Origin of the sequence: Paenibacillus sp. FSL K6-1230 (assembly GCF_038002385.1) — a bacterium.
Classification (GTDB): domain Bacteria; phylum Bacillota; class Bacilli; order Paenibacillales; family Paenibacillaceae; genus Paenibacillus; species Paenibacillus massiliensis.
On record NZ_JBBOCK010000001.1, the window covers coordinates 6,187,611 to 6,203,903 of the forward strand.

Annotated in this window: 11 protein-coding genes and 2 riboswitches; of the genes, 4 read left to right on the top strand and 7 right to left on the bottom strand. The window is 46.9% G+C overall.

What is annotated here, in order from left to right; genetic code table 11:
- Positions 1–15: 15 nt before the first annotated feature.
- Complete coding sequence (locus tag MKX74_RS27325; protein ID WP_018883779.1) at positions 16–879, bottom strand: helix-turn-helix transcriptional regulator; 864 nt, start codon at positions 877–879, stop codon at positions 16–18.
- Between the two features lie 603 nt (positions 880–1,482).
- Complete coding sequence (locus tag MKX74_RS27330) at positions 1,483–2,856, bottom strand: MFS transporter (RefSeq protein WP_341180421.1); 1,374 nt, start codon at positions 2,854–2,856, stop codon at positions 1,483–1,485.
- Between the two features lie 120 nt (positions 2,857–2,976).
- On the opposite strand from MKX74_RS27330, the gene MKX74_RS27335 reads away from it, so the two are divergent.
- Positions 2,977–3,858 (top strand): LysR family transcriptional regulator, encoded by an 882-nt coding sequence (locus tag MKX74_RS27335; protein WP_341180422.1) that lies wholly within the window; start codon positions 2,977–2,979, stop codon positions 3,856–3,858.
- Between the two features lie 125 nt (positions 3,859–3,983).
- Here the strand turns inward: MKX74_RS27335 and MKX74_RS27340 are convergent, their stop codons facing one another.
- Both MKX74_RS27340 and MKX74_RS27345 read right to left on the bottom strand, forming a co-directional pair.
- Positions 3,984–7,565, bottom strand: a complete 3,582-nt coding sequence (locus MKX74_RS27340) for a collagen binding domain-containing protein (RefSeq protein ID WP_341180423.1) — start codon at positions 7,563–7,565, stop codon at positions 3,984–3,986.
- A 369-nt stretch (positions 7,566–7,934) separates the two neighbouring features.
- Entirely contained in the window at positions 7,935–8,738 is an 804-nt protein-coding gene (locus tag MKX74_RS27345) for a transglutaminase-like domain-containing protein (protein ID WP_018883775.1), read from the bottom strand.
- 13 nt (positions 8,739–8,751) lie between these two features.
- Positions 8,752–8,839: riboswitch (cyclic di-GMP riboswitch) on the bottom strand.
- A 59-nt stretch (positions 8,840–8,898) separates the two neighbouring features.
- A riboswitch (cyclic di-GMP riboswitch) is annotated at positions 8,899–8,986 on the bottom strand.
- A gap of 212 nt (positions 8,987–9,198) precedes the next feature.
- Between MKX74_RS27345 and MKX74_RS27350 the strand changes: the two genes are divergently transcribed.
- Positions 9,199–9,822 carry a GNAT family N-acetyltransferase gene (locus tag MKX74_RS27350; RefSeq protein ID WP_341180424.1) on the top strand — a complete coding sequence of 208 codons (624 nt, stop codon included), beginning with the start codon at positions 9,199–9,201 and terminating at the stop codon, positions 9,820–9,822.
- 659 nt (positions 9,823–10,481) lie between these two features.
- On the top strand, positions 10,482–11,747 hold the full coding sequence (locus tag MKX74_RS27355) for a hypothetical protein (RefSeq protein WP_341180425.1): 1,266 nt from the start codon (positions 10,482–10,484) through the stop codon (positions 11,745–11,747).
- Between the two features lie 791 nt (positions 11,748–12,538).
- Here MKX74_RS27355 and MKX74_RS27360 read toward each other — a convergent pair.
- Positions 12,539–13,381, bottom strand: a complete 843-nt coding sequence (locus tag MKX74_RS27360) for a DNA-binding protein (protein ID WP_341180426.1) — start codon at positions 13,379–13,381, stop codon at positions 12,539–12,541.
- Between the two features lie 192 nt (positions 13,382–13,573).
- Between MKX74_RS27360 and MKX74_RS27365 the strand changes: the two genes are divergently transcribed.
- Positions 13,574–13,933: a helix-turn-helix domain-containing protein gene (locus MKX74_RS27365; RefSeq protein WP_341180427.1), complete on the top strand. Its 360-nt coding sequence runs from the start codon at positions 13,574–13,576 to the stop codon at positions 13,931–13,933.
- Positions 13,934–14,344: 411 nt separating this feature from the next.
- Here the strand turns inward: MKX74_RS27365 and MKX74_RS27370 are convergent, their stop codons facing one another.
- Both MKX74_RS27370 and MKX74_RS27375 read right to left on the bottom strand, forming a co-directional pair.
- Entirely contained in the window at positions 14,345–15,523 is a 1,179-nt protein-coding gene (locus MKX74_RS27370; protein WP_341180428.1) for a DUF262 domain-containing protein, read from the bottom strand.
- Complete coding sequence (locus MKX74_RS27375; protein ID WP_341180429.1) at positions 15,516–16,268, bottom strand: FRG domain-containing protein; 753 nt, start codon at positions 16,266–16,268, stop codon at positions 15,516–15,518. The genes MKX74_RS27370 and MKX74_RS27375 overlap by 8 nt, the downstream gene beginning before the upstream one ends.
- Between the last annotated feature and the right edge of the window lie 25 nt (positions 16,269–16,293).

The following is a 16,293-nucleotide window of genomic DNA, read 5'->3' on the forward strand; positions in this document are numbered from 1 at the left end:
TCCGATTGTAATGTTCTATTGATGTGTCTTGCGGTAGGTCTGCGGGGAGACACCCGCATACTGCTTGAACATACGGCTGAAGTGAATGGGATTGCTGAACCCAAGCAGCTCGGACATGTTGCCGACAGATTGGTCAGATAGCAGCAGTAGCTTCTTGGCCTCATCAATTCGTTTGCGGGTAACATAGTTATTAATGGAGATGCCTGTAATCTCTTTGAAGCAATGACACATGTAATACTTGTTCAAATGCATCACTTCCGATAGCTCCTCCAGCGTAATCGAGGTCCTATAGTGCTGATTGAGATACTTCAGCATCCGGCGTACATTCGTTTCCTTCTGTGATTGCGCAGGCGCGGTCAGCAGGGAGTAGACGTCCTTTGATTTGCGATAGATCTTCAGCAGAAGCTGCACCATCAACGTCTGCATCATCACCTCATGCCCGATAGCCTCCTTCTCTCTCTCGGTGAACAGGAGCTCGAAGTGACTGTCCATCTCATTCACGCCGCTCTCATCCCAACGAATCAACAGCCCATTCGGATGCTCGAACAGATTGAGCAGCTTCGCTTGCAGCTCTTCTCCAGCCACCTCCTGAATGTAGTCGGATGTAAAATTAATGTAGCTTCTAACATAAGGTACATCCTTCGCCGGATTGGGCCGATGCAATACGTCGCCACTAAACAGCAACATATCACCAGCCTGCAGCTGATAAATCTCATTTCCAATCACAAAATTCGCGTTACCCTCCAGAAAAAAGTACATTTCGTACCCCTCATGCGTGTGGAGCGGCCAGCTATTCTGCCATTCGGTCACACGATAACGGATATAGATACGTTCCTGCTTTAAGGCTTTGTTGGTGGGAAAATGAGCGTTATACTTCATCCATTGCCACTCCCCCTCATAGCTTTGTTTTGAATTGAAAGCGCTTTAATGGAATTCTAACATAGAAACTTTGATGGGTAAGCATAAAAATTGCTCAATGTTTATCATATCTTGCTGTCCAATTTCTTCCGGTCAATTACATCTATCACACTCTAGCTATATATACAGATAATGGATTTATCCGCAATTCCATTTGGTAGGAACCCTGCTCAGCAAAGGGAAAGCTAGGATACGGCACAAGAATCCGATACAGGATGTGGCACAGCTGCGTTAAGTGCACTGACAGATAAGGCGCGGGGTGTGGTTACAGAGCACAGCAGGGTGACAGCAGGGTACAGCAGTATGACGACGGATGATAACTGGTATGAAAGCCAGCATGCGAAAAAGGCCGCTGTATAGCAGCCCTAGCTGAAATATGTGTTGACTTCTAATCGCGAGCACATACTCTTACTTCTGTGTCTCTCCTGCTTCTATGATTGACTTGCTTCCTTCTACGAATGACTTCCTTACTTCTACGATTGACTTGCTTACTTCTATGTCACATCTGTGGCACACGCTTCTAAGACTAACTTGTCCCTCTAGCACACCTGCGGCTAAGAGCGCCTATGATGGCGTCCTGCTATGGCTCCCGCTCACTTCTCGCAGTTGCACCTTTCCCCCGAATTGCGCACAATACACGATCCATACGCCTCCAACGATCAGCGCTAATACAAGATAAATATTACTGTACACATAGGATACCGGTGACGCAACGAACGGATTCAGATGAAAGGCTGCGCCTTGATCGACGACTTTACTATATATGCCTGTGGACACTGCCCCGGATAAGAAATTCAGCATGGATAACAGTCCCATACCAATTCCGGTCTGCTCCGTCGGCAACGCTCTGGATATCGTATTGGACAAGGCAATCTGCATGAACATCTGCCCCACATTACCGAAGATGAGGAAGACAGCGATCATTACAGGTGAGACACCAGCCAGTAGAAATAGCAAGGCAAAACAAATCATAAGCAATCCGCTCGCCAGCGAGAACAGGGTCATATTCCCCTTATCATCGGCTATTCTCCCCGCTCTACGTCCCAAGAATGCTGAGACCGCCGCTCCAGGCACCATTGCGAAGCCAATCACCCCCGGTGAGAGCTGATGGACATCTGCCAGTAGTTGGGGTGTGAGGAACGGTAACGAATACCCCGCAGCCATGACTAATACAGTAATGCCAAGGCCCAGTGTGTAGCTTCTGTTCTGAAACAAGCCCGGATGCACAAATGGCGTCTCTGCCTGGCGAATACGAACGATGAATAAGAGGAGGGCTGCTATGCTGATTATGGCCGCGAGCCAGCTTGAGAACGTAATGGCCAGCAGCAGACTCGTCACCGTCCCAGCCAGCAATGCACCACCAAGCCAGTCCAGCTTACCTCCGCTCCCCTGTTCATCACCGAGATATTTTCGGAACAAGGGTAACATGAAGATCAGCAGCATCGGCAGGAAGAAGAGCCACCGCCAATGAGCAAAGCTGACGAGCATGGCAGACACGACCGGACCCATGGCATTGCCGATGGCTAGCCCGCTTGCCGTAATCCCCAGCGCCCACCCCCGCCTTTCCACGGGAAAATACCGCACCGGTACGATCATCGCTGTTGCAGGAATGACAGCCGCACCGCACGCTTGCAGGATTCTGCCCAGCAGCACCATCCAATAGGCCTGAGAAGCCAGCCCGACGAGAGAGCCGATACAGAAGAACAGCAGTCCGAAGGTAATCAGGCTCTTTAATCTGAAAAGATCGGCTAATTTGCCGTATACAGCAGAACCGATCGCATAGATCAGCAGGTAGATAGCAGATACCCAGCTCACCTGCGAGTACGATAGCTGGAACTCTTCACCCATCTTCGGTAGCACAATATTGAACATGGTTGCACTCATCGAGGAAAGAATCATAGTGAAGGCGAGGATATAGATTAACTTGTTGCTTTTCATGGAATCGAATATCCCCTTTCTTTTTGCTACAGACTATTCTACAATCCATTTTAGATAAATAATAATATATGTTTCCCTATGTATTCATAACCTTAAGTATATGGAAAAGAGGTGCTCACCATGGAACTGCTACAGCTTCAATATTTTCGAACAGCTGCCCGACTGGAGCATATGACCAAGGCCGCTGAACAGCTTCATATTGCGCAGCCTGCACTTAGCAAGACCATATCCCGACTGGAGGAGGATCTGGGCGTCCCTTTGTTCGACCGTGTGAATCGGCAGATTCGTCTTAACGCATTCGGCAAAGCCTTTCTCGCCAAGGTCGAAGCAGCGCTATCCACATTAGAGGAAGGGCGACAAGAAGTGATGGATATGGCCGGGCTGGAGCGGGGTGTAGTAAGTATCGCCACAAGTACCTTGGATCGCCTCTCACCTGCGCTTGCGGCTTTTCGTGAGCAGTATCCAGAGGTGAGCTTCCGAATTAATCAGATTGCACCTGCGGAGACCCACACCATTGGGGAGCTGCTGGAGCAAGGCGGCGCCGATCTGGGCTTCGGTCCGATGTATTCGTATAGACAGGGTATTCAGGAATTGCCCGTACTACAGACAGAAGTATTCCTGGCTGTACCCCGAGGGCATCGGTTCGCACATCAGGACAGCGTTACATTGGAGGAAATTGCGGACGAGCCGTTCATCGAATATAAGCTTGGACATCCGTTTCGTCAGGTCAATGATGAGATCAGCCGCAGAGCAGGAATCCAGCGGACAATCGTCTGTGAGGTAGAGGAGCCTAGTGCGTTAAGTAGTCTGGTACAGGCTGGGTTAGGGCTGGCATTTATTCCGGGTAACAAAGAAGACGACGCACTGCAATATCGGCTGCTGCATATCGAGGGCTCCGTCAGTAGACGAACGTTCTCCGTGTTCTGGAATGAAGCCAGATATCTGTCGGAGGCTGCGCGGGAGTTCCAGCGGTTCTTGGCCCTGTATTTTGCCAACAAATAAAAATAGCTCCCCTTGCCCTGAATCAGGACAAGAAGAGCTAGTATAGATTACAATACCCATATATTTGAGAAGAACAATCTATAGGGTACTATATAGGTCATGAGAAATTCACTCGCTATGGATGCTTATTTCATTTTGATTCGCTTGCGAGCTAACCATACCCCCAGCAAGATCAACACGAGCCCGCCAATATAGAATGGAGCATGACTCGACTCTCCGGTCTGCGGCAGCAGCTGCACCTGGTGCTTCGACGCTGGAATGCGTGGATCAGGTGTTGGGGCTGCTGGCGTCTCCGGCTCAGGGTCTGGCTGACCCGGCTCTGGCTCGCCTACACCGCGCGGAATATCGTCCTCATCAATCTCAACCGTAGGTGGCTGCGGGTCCCCTGGGTCTCCCGGCTCACCTCTTGGGATGTCTTCATCGGGCACTTCTATGCCGGTAGGTGGCGTACCCGGATTGGACGGATTGCCTGGACCCGGATCTGGGTTATGATCTGATGGTCTATCCCGATCCGGCTTGCTAGGTGTTCCTGGGTTACTCGGGTTACCTGGATTGTCAGGGCCACCCGGGCCCGGATCCGTTGGATCGACTGGGTCCGTTGGACCTCCAGGTCCAGGATTCTCAGGACCACCGGGTCCCGGGTTGCCAGGATCGGTCGGATCAACTGGGTCAGTGGGATCCGTTGGGCCCGGTCCCACAGGCTCTTCCTTCCGATTCGTTACCGTGATGCTCTTCACATTCCCCTGACTCTTAATACTGGAGTCAATCGTTACGTTCCATTTCGCCTGCTCAATCTTATAGCCTGCGGGAGCCACCAGCTCCTCCAGCACATAATCGTCGTACAGCAGCTTCGTGAAGAGAATCTTGCCGTCTGCATCTGTAGTCTTCACTATCGGTGCCCGCTTGCCTGCCTGATCATATAGCGCGAACTTGGCCCCCGCCAGTGTCTTAGACGGATCTGCCAGATCCACCTTCGTCACCTCAAGGCTGCCCGTTACACCGCCTCCCGAGCCTGAGCCAGAGGAAGTACGGACAATGATCTCCTTCGTCGTATCCCTGACCTCTGTCTTCAGCTGATCTCCTTCGAGTCCCACCTTGTTGCTCACAGCTTCCTTATCCTCAGCCGTAATGAACGACTGATATTCCAGGATATAAGCCGTGGAGATGGCGTTCGTGAACTTTAATTCGAAGGTCTCCTGATCATTCTCAAGCCTGGAGATCGTCAGGGTGTAATCCTTACCCTTCGTCAGCTCCTCAGCCTTGACCGCTTCACCACTCGCCTGGATCTTCGTCGCATACAAGCGGAATGAATCCTCGATCAGAATCTGATTGCTGCTTGGGAAGTCAATGATGCGAACGTTAGAAATATGAGACTGGCCTTCATTCATGCGAATCGACCAATCAATTTTATTCCCATTCTGGGCGCCTTGCTTCCTTACATAGTCGCCGCCATGAGGAACATACACGCTGGCCTTCCAGGTGGCCTCCTGCTTGCTGCCATTCCACAGCTCGGCTGTATTCTCGATCTGTCTGACAACCAATGTACCTTGCAGCGATGTCTTGAACTCAATCCAGTACGCAGATGAGATCGGGTTGTTGAACTGAACAGACAGCTGATTGCCGTTCGCCTCCGAAGGCTCCGTCACCTTGTATTGAGACGCAGGAATCTCCATCCCCTTCGTCACACCATTCCAGCTACCTGTCAGCTTCATCTCGTATACCTTCACTGAATTCGGCACCAGTTGTTGGCCTTGCTTCAGCACATCTGTCACGCTCGCCTGATCCAGCGGATCCAGATTATAGTTCAGCTTGACGTTCCAGGTAATCTCCTTGTTGACTGGATTATAGCTACCGTCCTTACCCCCGTTATTCTTTGTATAGTCATCCGACGCGAAGCTCGCATCCCGCTGAATAGGCCCTTTCACTTCGCCATTCTCGACCCACGTCATGGTAGCTCTGTTCATGAAGTCCAGCTTACGATCCTTCAGCCAGTCGATGTCGAACTTCGAGTCATACTCGATTGTGTAGGTAGTGTCGATGGTCTTGGAGAAGCGTATGACAAAGCCCTTCCGCACATGGTCGTATTCGACCTTATAGTCACTGGCAGGCACGAGGTTCCCGTTCGACCTGACGATCACCGAATTCGGCAGGAATTCGAGTCCATCATGCGGGAATGTATCCTGAATGACTACATTCTCCATACTGTACTTGCTGCCATCGGGCTTTTTGTCACCATTGATGGTAATCATCCATTTGGCCGTCTTGCTCGCAAAGTTCACACCCCATACACCCTTCACCAGAGCGCGGACACCTTGTGCCGGGGCTGTAACCTCCTTGGATGAATCACCAGAGATGACCTTGTTCTTCACTTGCTTGCCTTCGGCGCTCAGCCGGTCAATCGGCTTCGTCTTGTATATGATTGTATATGGCGAATCAATCGCCTTCTCGAACTGGAGCTTGAAGCTATTCGACCCCGTCGTCGTAACGGTATAATCCTCTGTCGCCACCAGATCCTTGGCGTTCGTCGAATCTCCGGCATATACCTTCAGCGAATCAGGGACCATCGTATGAATGGCGCTGAATTCATCTGTGAGGACCGCCTGATCCCGTGTAAGCTTCTTCTCGTTGAAGTTGTACTTCACTCTCCAGGTAATGATGCCTGTCTCCGAGTCCTGGTTATACGACTTCTCCAGGAATTGTCCACGCTGCACGGTTACCGTCGCAGTAGCCCGGCTATCCTCCATGCCTTCGCCAGACAGTATGGCCGTATTCTCGAAGCGCTCCTGTTCTCCGGTCAGCTTGGTCGAGAAACGCAGCTCATAAGCCTTGCTGATAGTCTCATCCTGGAACGCAAGCTCCAGCTTCTTGCCCTCTGAGATCAAGACGGTATACTTGCTCGAATCCACCTCAGCCCCAAGCACCGTCGATCCGTCTCCATTCACTTGCAAGTGGTACAGCTTGACGGAATCCTGGGTCAGCTCCAGTCCATCAGGCATCACATCCGTGATGACCGCATGCTTGATCTTATCCAACGATTTGTTGACCTGCACCTTCCAGTCAATCTGACTCTTGCCGATGGCTGTCCCTTGCTTCTCGATCAGCTTGCCGCCCTTCGGCTTCAGATTCACAATGACGGTCTGCAATCCGCTCTGTACCGGGATCGCAATAATGACCTCCGTACTGCCCTGAATGGTTTCCTTCGTAAATTCGGTCCGAATCTCCAGCTTGCCGCTGACGTTGGAGTGACGTTCCACATAATCATTGAAGGTCATGACGACCTTCCCGTCCCGGTCCACGGTAAAGCGGCCTACCTCGTCTTGATCGGCCACGAGTGGTGCATCAATATCTGTAAAAATCTCAAACTGCTCCGGCAGCTCGAAGATAAATGTATCCCCATTCTTATAGCTATGTCCGTTCGGCAGTTCCCATTCGTAACTCAGATTGACGGCCTCGCCAATCTCCAGCTTGCTGTCCGGGTTATATACCGAGTCAATCACCGTGCCATTCGAGTCCGTTAGTACAACCTTGGTCAAAATATTATCCGTATTGGTGACTGGCGCTGGCTGCGGGTCATAGACGTCATTTGTCACTCCATACACAGAATCCTGCACGCTTACAGCAGCCTGAACTGGCCAGGCAGATGTACCATACAGCGTCTGAATCATAAGCAACAGCGCTACAACGATTCCACACACTTTTCTCTTCATGATCGCTCCCTCAGTGTCTCCATCACCCGCATAGTATTTAGCTCCGGGCCAGCTTTCGTGCGCAAATCGGCTCTAGCAGCCGCTGGGCCACACGCCGATCAGAGGACCTCCCGTCCATCACCTCCACCTTTTCTGCTGCACGATATATTGCTTACATTCCCTGGAACCAAATGGGCTTCTTGCATTATAGCCGCCTCACCTCTACAAATTCTCTACATGAACGTGAACAAGCCCTGGACCTACGGTCCAAGGCTAAGGGTATAAACTTGCATTCCATTTGCGCATTATCACAAGTCACGCATCTGATTACTAGACTCTGTTTTATCTGAATGAATGCAATGGTCTCAATAAATAGAATTACATGCTAGATTAATAGATTTTGGAGGCGGAGTAGCGAGCGGCGTCCTTAATCATATTAAAGTCTGCACCCTTGCTCTTCCAGCTCGCATCGACTGTGGTATCAATCGTAACCCACTTGCCACCCAGATAGATTTCATTCCATGCGTGATAGATATCGACATAGTCTGACGTTCCCATCACCAGCTTGGTTGGAACATCCACACTCCGCAGCATGGAAGCGAACAAGGAAGCGTAGTCGTAGCACATTCCTTTCCGACCTGCGATCGTGCGGTTACTATCTGGCAAGTATTCTGTCAGCTCACTGGCAGCCAGAGCGTGGTCGTAGCGAATGGTGCTGATGATATATTCATAGATGGCTTGTACCTTCTCTTGATCCGATTGGGCTGAGCGGGTCAACTCCTTCGCAAGCTGAGCGGCCTTGTCCTGCTCGTTCCAATGGATATTCTGTACGGAGTTCAGGAACACCTGACTGCCGTTGGTCAGCTGGAGCTTCACTGCTCCTTCACGAACAGCCTTATAGGTTGTGCCTTTCACCTGCTCCAGAATGGTGATCTTGTAATCTCCATTGCCCATCTGTAACGGGAATTCCTCCTGCCGCTTGCTCGACGACAGCCCGTAAGTATATTTATCCTGTCCCTTTGCAATCATGAGCTTCGTCTTGACGCCGGGAGTCGATTCATAGCGAATGGCGATCACACCGCGGTCCAGCTGCTCCAGCCCCAGCCAATCTGCCGAAGATTCAGCCTGTACTGCAGGGGTCCAAATCAGGAACGCCAACAGACCTATCATAGCGAACAACATTACGTTGCGCATACTGCTAACTCCTTTCGGTAGCCAGGCTGCCATTGACATCATGTCAAGAAGGCCCTGTAGCTTTGCGTCCCGGTCTTTCGACAGGTTTGCCATTATCGTGCTAGAGTCTCACAGAGTTCCCATGGGTGCTTGTCCCAGAAAAACAAAAAAAGCGCCATCGTTCGGTAACTGGCTGCCATTTGACATCGCGTCATGAAGGCCCTGTAGCTTTGCGTCCTTGCCTTTCGACAAGTTTGCCATTATCGTGAGTTGCTTTTGTGCATCCATTATATATGAAGATATTTGTACCCATCAAGGAAATAATTGGTTATTACGGAGATTGTCGAAAAATTATCTTTTGCAGCAGCCCAGAAGTTCAACACTTTCATGAATATCTGCCTCGAATTTTCATATCTACATAATAATTGGCAGGTATGATAGTAACGTTAGGCCCTAGACTGATGAAAAGCAGAGGTGCAGCATGAAGCCGCTAGTGTTGACGGGGAGCAAGGTTAAGCTCGTCCCTATGGAAGAACATCATGCCGACTCATTATTTGAGATCGGTCAATATCCAGAGATTTGGCAATTCACACAGATTCACATCAGTACCTGGGAGGATGCCAGAGAGTACGTCCGCACCGCTCTGGAGCAACCGAACGCCATGCCGTTCGTCATCGTCGAGCAGGACACTCAGCGCATCGTAGGAAGCACGCGGCTTTACGATATTTCAGCTCAGCACCGGAGCCTGGAGATCGGCTCCACCTGGCTCACCCCGGCCGTCTGGAGAAGCTCCGTGAATACAGAATGCAAGTACCTGCTACTGAAGCATAGCTTCGAGGCGCTCGACATGATCCGGGTGCAGCTCAAAACCGATAGCCGCAACGTCCGCTCACAGTCCGCCATTGAGCGAATCGGAGCGACAAGGGAAGGCGTATTTCGCAACCACCTGACCTTGCCGAACGGCTACGTCCGGGATTCCGTCTACTTCAGCATTCTGGATAGAGAGTGGCTGGAGGTCAAAGCTCGGCTGGAGTACATGCTGGGGAAGCCTAGTGTCACTGTCCCGCCTGTCCTATCTGCGCAAGATACGGCTTTGCTTGGTTAAATTGCGGTTGTGAGGTTAGAAGTTAGATAAGGACAGACTTAGATGCGGATGTAAATGAGGAAGTAATTAAGGAAATAAATAAGCGTATAAATAAAATACGGATAGGGCTCGCATCGAAGCGAGTGAAGAGGAAATCATGCGGACTTGGAGCTAGCGCTGAATTCAGAGCTCCTATGAGGATTCACAGCTGGCATTGAATTCGAAGCCCAATTGGGACCTGGAGTTAGCCTTCAATTCGGAGCTCGATGAGAAACTGGGGCTGGGTGTTGGAGCCGGCTTGGATTGCGCTTACAATGTAGTATATGTCGAAGTGTGCCGCAAAGCCCCTATGATTCAACTATCCGAATCTAGTAATTTTTGAGAATTTCAATGAACAACACACGCGAAACATACGAATCCACTACAATAAAATCCACTACAATATAAAACCTAAGCGCCCTCTACTAGTTAGCCTTGATCATCACGTACATGTGATGAAGTGCTCACTAGGGAGGGTTCTTTTATGTTTTCATCATCGCACCAACACTAGCCGATAGATGACAGCAATAACTCTCAATGTAAGTTCGCGGGCAGGAATGCCCTCCCATCTGTCGAACACCTCTAGAGAAGGCGCTTTTTGTGAGTAGCGTCCTATTTTACAAGAACCGAGGATATGACGGATGAAGCTACAATCTATATATAATGAATATGTAAATATCAAATTCAACCGGGGACTACCACCGGAGGCGATTGCTCCTTTTGCATATTGCACAATGGAGGACGATAGCACAGCGCTATTCGTGGCAGGTCAGCCAGAAGCAGATTCTTTCGTACAGTGGGCTGATGAGTTACAGCCACCGGACCCAGGCTACACAGCAGACCCGGACTGGTCGCCTGTGCTCTCGGATTCTTTTCCAGCGCTGGATATCTACGACGAACAGATTCTGTATTACCTGCTCTACACCATCAACTCGACGACGACCATCGTCCCGGTTAATCCCTATAACGCCATGAATGACTTCATGAAGAACTATAGCTTCCTCCAGCTCAGCCGGGTGACACATGCCACCAGATTAAGCGATGAGCAGCGTGAGCAGCTAAGAGACTTCTTCTTTTTCTATCTATACACGCATCCTGTAAATGGAGAGACACTCGAAGCCTTCTCCTTCAGCGGACCCAAGCTGCTGCATACGAAGACGAGCATCCAGATCGCGGACTATTTCTCGGCGTATCATGATTACTATAGCGGACATCACAGTCAACTGAAGCAGGTGGCACCGGAGCTGGTGCAGCAAGTACAAAGTGAAAAGCAAAAGCACACGGATCAGGAACAAATGGAGCCGGCTGATCAGGAGGAGCACAACCAAGTTAAGCCAGAGCGGCCGAGGCAGGTAGACCAAGGGGGGCAAGAGCTTGCGAAGCGAGAGCTGTCTGAGCAATTAGCTCCAGAGCAGAATAACGATAAGATGGCATGGTTGGTATCCCATCCGATAGAGGCTTACAAGAATCTCACACTGGAGATGTTGCAGTCCATTGAGGGAACAGCCGCACCAATAATCCTGCCTGCGGAGGATGGATGGGATGACGCGCTGCGGCTGATCAACAACGTGGATAACCTGCTCGAGCTTTACTCCAACAAGCCCTCTGCGTTATTCGAAATGATGAAGAATTGTGCAGCAGCGACAGCCAATCCGTATCAAGTGTATATCTATCGTAGCTTGCTGCAGCATTATGCATGCTATATTCTGTACTTTCGGTTCAATGAGCTTCATGCCTTGGTGGATTATTTCAAGGACACCCCGTCCTTGTGTAAGCTGATCGTCAGCCACCTCTTCACTGATGCGATTTTCATTCAGAAGATGATGCGGCAGCAGCAGACTGATCTGAGTGAATATGAGAATGTCACACAATTCTTTAATGAGCAGGCTAGAGAGATGTATTTGTAGGATGACGTTATATAGATTGAACTGAAGATGCTAAGAGTTGGGGGCGCGCAACTGCGGTGAACGTTTGAACCTCCGGCCGCTGTTGTCTCCAGATTTCTTCCATGTAAACGGCTTGTAGCCGTGGAAATCCAGAGACAAAGGCGGTCGCTATCGCTCCTCCAGTTCCAAACTTCCCCTCCGTTGCTCACTCCCCTACTCAATTTTATAGGTTCAATCTATATAGACTAAAGAGAGAAGGATAAAGGAAAAAGGCCGCACAATGGCGGCCTCTACGAAAACTATACTTTTCCGAGGATGACCGTCCATACCTCACAGATCGCTTCCGAACTACTCATATCTATCTAAATGATGCTTCTCGATATAATCACAACTAGGACTTCTTGTACCGTGTATACAGCCTACTCAGTAGAGTTATAACCAAATACACAATTGCAATATTCAGAATCAAGCTTCCTAGATCAATATGAAAAGAGCCGAACAAACTGGAACCCAACCCCTGATCATATACCGTCAAAAAAGGAAAAGGGAACCCTATTACACCGAGCTTATTTTCTACAAATCGAATGGGATATATATATGTAATAATGAGTACAAACCATGCAGATAAATTCATCGCTTTCCAGTCTAGTTGCTTAAATAGATTTTTTATTGGATTCATTTGTCACATCCCTCCCTACATACTTTGTCAAAAAAAGAATGTAGTATATTCCAATTTACTAAAATGGTAGCAATAATACGCTTCCAGTGCAAATATTTCATAGTTATTCATCGATTTCAAGGGCTGCCCTATCTTATCCGATTTGTCGTAGTAAAATTCGATACAGTTCGAGCTGTCCCTTCGTCGCCGCTTCACGTAACCACTCTAATTGTACCGTACATTGCTTAAAGTGCCGATCCATCTCCAGCTCATGAGCCAGTCGCAGTGCCTGCAAAATATACTCGACCGCCTCCTGCGGACGCCCTCTCCACTCTTCATACATGGCCCGACGGTAGTAATAGTAATAATCATCATAATCGTGATGGTGTAAACTATAATTATCGTTTGTGTATTCGTTGTTATAAGAACCATATAGTAATGTAGAACCCTCTATTGAATCGCTGAATGTATGTAATATCTCATCAATCTCCCACCTATACCGCACCGCCGCCTCCAGGATCGTGGTAAGTCCCTTTACTCGCTCCTCTGGATGATCTTGTAGAAAATCCATATACGCCTTAAGGTGGTCCATCTGCCCCGTCCCGATCTCCAGAGCAAAACGATTCACCCTTGCCTTATGCTTGAACTCCCGTATCACCTGTTTCTCTGCATCATCCAATGTATACGTCCATTCGAACGCTTCATATAGCGCGATATAGGCACGCGCCTCTTCGACATTCCCTAGCTTGTGATGGGCGTGGCCCTTCATCTCCAGACTATACGCGTAGTAATACAGCATTGGGCGCTCAGTATGGAGATGTGGTGCAAGTTGTCCTTGGATCAAGTGCGCCCTGCGCTCTTCATCAATGCACTGTGCACAACGGTATAAGATGTCTGCCGTCTCCAGCACCTTGTGCCAGTTTTCAAAGCCTGCAGCCATTTCCAGCATTTCAACGATAATGTCTGGTTTGAATGATTTCAGGATGGAAGCTCGCAATAGTGACTCCTCCTTTAGTACGAGTTAAGTTAAAGCCTCTCACATCTAATATTTTTCTTTTAGAAACTCCAAAGAAGTAGTACAATAAATCAAATATAGTACTTATTCGCAGTTTTTTCAATACATTTTACTGCCTTTAGATCTCTGCTAATTACATCAATACTCTCCTAACCTTTAGGAGAGGTGGTAAATATGACGACATTACGGATTTCGGTTGGAGAACGGATCAGGGCGATAAGAAAGGCGAAGGGCCTAACGCAGCAACAGCTTGCTGAGCTTTCAGGATTGGATGACGCATATATTGGTTCAGTAGAACGTGGAGAACGAAACTTTTCTATAGATACATTTGAGAAAGTGCTAGTAGCCTTAAATGTTACAATCAATGAGTTGATGACCTCGCAAGATAAACCTTCTGGAAGAGGATTCAACAAGGGGTCCGCTATTGATGAGTTCATAGCAATTACTAGCGAGTTAACGGAAGAACAATTATCTATATTAATAGAAGTTAATAAGCAGGTTAAAAAGGCTTTTAATTCTAGAGTAAAGGGCTGAAAATTTCAGCCCCTCTTCATCAAACTGTACGTGAATCTTTCCTCACACTGCTTTTCGATGTTCGTCGTTCATGGGCATAAAAATCACTAATGCCGTTTGAGTCCACTTTGTTTGACTATAAATGGACCCTAACAAGCGTGACCGCTTCTTTGCATACCATCTTGTTAAAGAATGTACCAATCCAGCTCTGCCATCTTCCTCTGGCGTAGGTGGATTAGTAATAGTTCCGCCACCCATGTATTTTGGGATTCAGCCAGCTACATGTTTCAGAAGCGATTTGTGTCGCATACCTGGCGGTGCCAGGCGTTCTTATACGACTTCCCGTATGAGTTAGCTCAGCTCTATCTCGGAACATTGTATTCTTTGTCCAATATTTGTTAAGGAATCTTCAAAAAGAGACTTTTCACAACATTACGAGAATATCTTAGAAAACTCGAACATATCAACTAGTTCTTTTACCTTTTTAGCATTGGTTGATGATGCATTGTATTCAGGGTCTTCTAAATACGAATTTCTAAGGACATCGGACATATAATTTATAAATTTCTCCATAACAGTTTGTGATTTTAATTCGGTCAAACTATACCCGCTAACTAATAATTTATTGATGATTCCAGATAAAATCATAGCAATAGATATTTGGAATTTATAGCTCCTACTTGAAATTCCATATATCTCTCTTGAAAAGGGGAATTCTATGTCGTTTCCAATAAATTCAATAATTTCATTAAATTCCTCAAATCGCTCTTTGATTAAGTTAAAGTTTGTATGCGCTCTTGAAGGACTTTCCTTCTCTAATAAAGATTTTTGTTTCATATACTCTTCTGCATAACTAGATGACTGATAGTAACTTTCATTAATACCATTTTCAAGAATGTTCATAATTACAAAAATGCTTTCCTGCACTTTTTTCTTCTGATACCTGTCCTTAGTTGCATTATAAGCATTAAATAGCTGGCTTGTAGTCTTACGTTCAACTAATTCTTTAGCGAAATCGTTAACATAACTATTAAGGTTTGAGTTATAAACGGCATGTCTAATCTCTTGTTGAGTTAATGGCTTGGTACCTTTGTTGTATCTATTGAAAATTTCAAGTTCAAAGTCTATACCAGGAAAATCAATAAATACAATTGCCGCAAGCTTGTGGGAGAGTATCTTCTCTTTAAAACTAAACTCTAAATCGGAAAAACGCTTTCCATTCAGAGACTCAAGAAGTTTTAATCCTGTCAAACAATAACTATTTTCTTTAAATCTATAAAATGCCCTGAGCCTATGTTGCCCATCGACAACATTCAATACCTGTATACCTTTAATCCTATTATTAGCTAAAAAAACAGGTGGAATTGGAATTCCTAAAAGTACTGATTCTATGATAGAACTTTCATCAATAACAGAAGCTCGATAATCTCTTTGATAATCGGGCGCCAGTATAATTGAGTCTGTTAATTCTAATCTCAATTCATCATCGAGTCCAAATGTATCTTCTAAATTTTGAACCTTGTATCCATTTGTAATCATATTTATAACATCTTTTACTGCTATATCCTGCGATTTTGGGTTTACTGTTGAGAACTCTGCCAAATTATTCACCTTCTCTTAAATAATCATTAATACTTTTTTTCATAATTATATCTTTTGAAACAGACTGCAACTCAGGATATAACGTTGTAAACCCTATACCCATTGAATACAAGGAGGCAAGAATTTCCTTTTTGTATTCACCCTTAATTACAAGCCTTCTTAGGATGTCTTCGTTCACCACTTTATTTAGGGGTTGGCAATTATCCTGAAAATAGATAAACAATCCGTTTTGAGCATTTATCCTTTCGTTTAGCTTTCTTGACTTAAATGCCACAGGGCCATCGTAGTTATCCAAACTAAAAGATTCCCCGTTAGTTAGGTTTAATATCTCCGATCTATTAGCAAACTTATTATTCAGTTCGGTAGGATTTAAAAACCAAACTTCCGCATCAAGGTTCTCTTCATCTTCAAATGCCTTTTCGACAGCAAACATTAAAGAAATAACATGTGAATATGTAAAATCTAAAAGTCTTGTGGGGATTCCATAATGCTGTGCATACACCATCCACTCATAGTCATCTCTCATATCATTTGGAAACTTAACATAGTTGTGCGAGCCAACTTTAAATTCGCTAAGAAAAAACTGTGCGGCGGCTCTCGAATATTTTCTATTATCATTTTTATCTAGTCTCAACGCACTGGGAAACAGTTCAAATGATTGTGCTTGCCCCCGAGATAATATAAATCCTTTTGGTAAACTCTCTACAAATTCTGTGAATTGGCTAAGTTTTTCTATTGGCTCCACATTATTCATATTTTCACCCTCATATTGATTAGTG

What these genes read in the sequence shown, in the direction of transcription:
- MKX74_RS27365 (WP_341180427.1), top strand. Translation starts at nt 13,574, where the DNA reads ATGACGACATTACGGATTTCGGTTGGAGAACGGATCAGGGCGATAAGA.
- MKX74_RS27335 (WP_341180422.1), top strand. Translation starts at nt 2,977, where the DNA reads ATGGAACTGCTACAGCTTCAATATTTTCGAACAGCTGCCCGACTGGAG.
- MKX74_RS27345 (WP_018883775.1), bottom strand. Translation starts at nt 8,738, where the DNA reads ATGCGCAACGTAATGTTGTTCGCTATGATAGGTCTGTTGGCGTTCCTG.
- MKX74_RS27350 (WP_341180424.1), top strand. Translation starts at nt 9,199, where the DNA reads ATGAAGCCGCTAGTGTTGACGGGGAGCAAGGTTAAGCTCGTCCCTATG.
- MKX74_RS27330 (WP_341180421.1), bottom strand. Translation starts at nt 2,856, where the DNA reads ATGAAAAGCAACAAGTTAATCTATATCCTCGCCTTCACTATGATTCTT.
- MKX74_RS27340 (WP_341180423.1), bottom strand. Translation starts at nt 7,565, where the DNA reads ATGAAGAGAAAAGTGTGTGGAATCGTTGTAGCGCTGTTGCTTATGATT.
- MKX74_RS27355 (WP_341180425.1), top strand. Translation starts at nt 10,482, where the DNA reads ATGAAGCTACAATCTATATATAATGAATATGTAAATATCAAATTCAAC.
- MKX74_RS27375 (WP_341180429.1), bottom strand. Translation starts at nt 16,268, where the DNA reads ATGAATAATGTGGAGCCAATAGAAAAACTTAGCCAATTCACAGAATTT.
- MKX74_RS27325 (WP_018883779.1), bottom strand. Translation starts at nt 879, where the DNA reads ATGAAGTATAACGCTCATTTTCCCACCAACAAAGCCTTAAAGCAGGAA.